The organism is Binatus sp. (SeqCode), assembly GCF_036522015.1.
Taxonomy (GTDB): Bacteria; Desulfobacterota; Binatia; order Binatales; family Binataceae; genus Binatus.
Genome location: NZ_DATDGQ010000191.1, coordinates 1 through 3,515 on the forward strand (window position 1 = coordinate 1; position 3,515 = coordinate 3,515).

At 59.6% G+C, this 3,515-nt stretch carries 5 protein-coding genes; 3 read left to right on the forward strand and 2 right to left on the reverse strand.

Going from position 1 to position 3,515, the window contains the following annotated elements; all coding sequences use genetic code 11:
- The coding region (locus VIW95_RS08105; protein ID WP_331585212.1) for a DUF262 domain-containing protein at positions 1-331 on the reverse strand (331 nt) is incomplete at its 3' end.
- Between the two features lie 439 nt (positions 332-770).
- Between VIW95_RS08105 and VIW95_RS08110 the strand changes: the two genes are divergently transcribed.
- From VIW95_RS08110 to VIW95_RS08120, 3 genes are all read left to right on the forward strand, one after another.
- The gene (locus VIW95_RS08110; RefSeq protein WP_331585214.1) at positions 771-1,346 is read left to right on the forward strand and encodes a shikimate kinase; all 576 of its coding nucleotides are present in this window, start codon (positions 771-773) and stop codon (positions 1,344-1,346) included.
- Between the two features lie 2 nt (positions 1,347-1,348).
- Complete coding sequence (gene aroB / locus VIW95_RS08115) at positions 1,349-2,425, forward strand: 3-dehydroquinate synthase (RefSeq protein ID WP_331585216.1); 1,077 nt, start codon at positions 1,349-1,351, stop codon at positions 2,423-2,425.
- 210 nt (positions 2,426-2,635) lie between these two features.
- Entirely contained in the window at positions 2,636-2,854 is a 219-nt protein-coding gene (locus VIW95_RS08120) for a helix-turn-helix domain-containing protein (protein ID WP_331585218.1), read from the forward strand.
- A 48-nt stretch (positions 2,855-2,902) separates the two neighbouring features.
- Here the strand turns inward: VIW95_RS08120 and VIW95_RS08125 are convergent.
- Positions 2,903-3,515 (reverse strand): phosphotriesterase family protein (locus tag VIW95_RS08125; RefSeq protein WP_414645274.1); only part of this gene is annotated, 613 nt, incomplete at its 5' end.

A 3,515-nucleotide genomic window follows, 5' to 3' on the forward strand; every position in this document is an offset into this window, starting at 1 on the left:
GCGGAAGCTCGCTGAACCTAAGACCGCCGTATTCGGTATTCATTTTTTTGCTGACAGCAAATTGGTCGCCAACGAAAGATAAAATCGTTCTGACTCTCTGCTGGCCGTCCACAATCTCGCGCGTGGACTGCTTGGTTTTGACATCGATCTGCTGTCGCAGAAAAATCTTTGGAATTGGCTTACCGCGAAAGATTGTATCCATCAGGAACATCTTTGCTTTTGGATTCCAGACGTTTCTTCGCTGAAAGAAGGCGTTCAAAACAAGTCGTTTCGTCCTGTCCCATTCCAGAAAATCGTTTACGTTGTATGTACGTGAATCGAAATTCTTCATAGGGATCGGCGACCGTCTCCAGTGAAAAGGGCGGCTCATCATAGAACGCCCTAATCGAGACTGCTAACGGTAGAATCCGGCCTGTCGAACAGAAAATATAGGGAAGTCGGCCTGACTGTCGACATCCGATTAATCCCCTTGCGGGGAGAGGGGAAGAAACTCCGGGCCGGGTTGTGCGAAGCCTCGCTTACAGGAGAGCTTTGCATAACTTCGGCGGACGGGATTCAGGATAGGAGCAGAATCTTGAATCGCGCGCGGAGGATGCGCGCTGTAGTCGGACCCTCACCTTTGATCCTCTCTCTCACAGGGAGAGGGGAAGAAATTTCGGGCCGGGATACGCAAAGGCTTCCTTACGGGAGAGGGGAAGAAATCCTTGCCAGGTTATGCAAAGCTTTCTAATTAGAACACTGCGCGGCCGCGATTCGGCGCTGTAACGCAAATGACGCCTAAACTGATTCTCACGGGATTTATGGCTACCGGGAAAAGCTCGGTGGGGCCGCTGGTGGCGCGGCGGCTGGGGTGGGAATTTGTCGACGTGGATTCTGTGATCGTTGCGCGGGCTGGAAAACCGGTCGCGCAGATTTTTGCCGATCACGGCGAGGCGCACTTCCGGCGGCTTGAGCGCGAAGTGGTCGCGCATCTGACGAGCGATCGGCGGCGATGCCCCCATTGCCACGGGCCTTTTCCCGAAGTGATCTCGACCGGAGGCGGCGTGCTGGTGGATGAGTCGAATTGCGTGGCGCTCAAGCGGGTCGGCGTGATCGTTTGCCTGACGGCGCGCGCTGAGGTCGTCGCGGCGCGCGTCGAACGATCGAAAACCAGGCGCCCGAAATTGACCGAAGGTGGTAAGCCCACTTTGGTGCGAGTGAAAGAGCTGATGGCTGAGCGAGCGGACGCCTACGCGCGCGCCGACGTTCAAGTTGACAGCTCGGACCTGACGGTCGAGCAACTGGCGGATCACGTAATCGGCGCTTTCGGCGCACACGCCGCGCGACGAGTTCTTCCGCAAGCATAGAGATGCAAACCATCCGCATAGAACTTGGGCCCGCTTCGCACGACGCTCATGTAGGCGCGGACATCCTGGACCAGCTTGGCGAATTCGCTCGCGCCGCCGGATTGAAGCCGGGCACTTGCGCCGTCGTTACGGACGCGACGGTCGAGAAGCTTTACGCGGCGCGGGTCGCCGATGCGCTTGGCAAAAGTGGTTTCGCGCCGGTCGTAATTTCGGTGCCGCCGGGCGAAGCTTCCAAATCTCTGGCGACGCTCGAGCTGCTTTATGACCGGATGACCGCGGCCAGGCTCGATCGCAACAGTCCGGTGTTCGCGCTGGGTGGCGGCGTGGTCGGCGACCTGGCGGGATTTGCGGCTGCAACCTTCATGCGCGGTGTGCCGCTGGTGCAAGTGCCGACCACCGTGGTCGCGCAGGTGGATTCCGCGCTCGGCGGCAAGACCGCAGTTAACCATCGTCACGCCAAAAACCTGATCGGTGCGTTTTACCAGCCGCGACTAATCGTCGCCGATGTGACGACGCTCGCGACGCTGCCCGATCGCGAGTTTCGCGAGGGCCTGGCCGAGGTGATCAAGTACGGCGCGATTATGGACGCGCCGATGATCGCAGAGCTGGAGCGCGAGCTCGACGCGATCCTCGCACGCCGGCCCGACTTGCTCGAGGAAGTCGTCGCGCGATCGCTGACGCACAAGGCCGCCGTGGTCGGTGCCGACGAGCGCGAAGGCGGTCTGCGCAAGACGCTGAACTTCGGCCACACCATCGGCCACGCGATCGAAGCGAGCGCCGGCTACGGCAGTTACTTTCACGGCGAGGCGGTTGCGATCGGAATGGTCGCGGCGGCGCGGTTGTCGAGCAGGTACGCCGGTTTCCCGGATGACGAAGCGTCGCGGCTGAGGCGCCTGATCGAACGGGCCGGCCTGCCGACTGCGATGCCTGCGGGATGGCGGAGCGGCGATTTTATCCGCGCACTCGGCCTCGACAAGAAACGCGCCGCGGGCGCGGTCGAATTCGTGCTGTTAGACCGCCTTGGTCACTCCTTGACAAAAAGTCTCGCGTTTGATGACATCCTGTCACCCCTGAGCTAGGGCTCAGCACGAGTTTCCGGAGAAATCCGGAAAGCAATGACTAATTGTGTTCTCTACGTGACTTATTATCACGAAAACCCAATCCTACTACTTGGCGTATCTATGACGTGTTTAGTATGTATTGAGTAGCGTATGCGGGGCTGTTGCAGCCCGTACATGGTCAAGGGACGGGAAGGGCCGTCTAGAAACCGCGTAACGCGAAGGAGCCACATGGACCGTTTCAACGACATGGAAAACAAGGTTCTGACGGTGCAGGAAGTGTCTAACTATCTGCGGGTGCATCCATCCACCATCTACAGGATGCTCAAGAAAAATCTGCTGCCTGCTTTCCGCGTGGGCAGCGACTGGCGTTTCACGATCGAAGCAACCGACAAATGGCGAGCGTCGGTGGAGACGGGCACTCCCGCCAACGACAACGACAACGGCTGAGTTCGAAGTACTCGGAAACCTGCTGAACGAAAATTCGCGCCGGCAGAATTAATTCTGGAAATACCGGCGCGGATTTTCTACCAGCATCGTACGGATCTTAGCCTCTCCCACTCCCGCCCGCTTCAGCGCCGGCACGATATTCTTGAAGACGTGTGTCGGCGTCCAGTTCGCGACCAGCCTGGCTGTCTCCGGCGTCATGTCGAGGCCGCGTCCGAGCCAGCATGCGACGGTGTCGTGCGATAGCACGAGCTGATTTTCGTATCCGACGCCGAGCAGCCCGATCAGCGCCGCCAGCCGCAGCTTGTCAGGATGCAGGAAGTCCAGGCCGAAGCGGTCGAAGCCTAGGATGCATCCGCGATCGAGCATCGCCGCGTGATAGCTCAAGTCCGACGAGCCGCAACTATGCCCGATGATCACGCGGGCCAGGTCGGCGCCTTCCGACGCGAAAATCTCGAGCTGCTCGCGGCCCATCGTACCGTCTTCGGTATGCGTGGTGATTGGCGCGCCGGTCGCCTTGTGCGCGCGCGCCGCCGCCCGCAGGCACATATCCTCGTACTTGGTGACTTGCCCCTTGCCGGTCGCGCACTTGATGATGCCGGCTTTGATTCCGGTGTCGGCGACGCCCTTGTTGATCTCGCTGATATAGACCGAGGCGATGTCG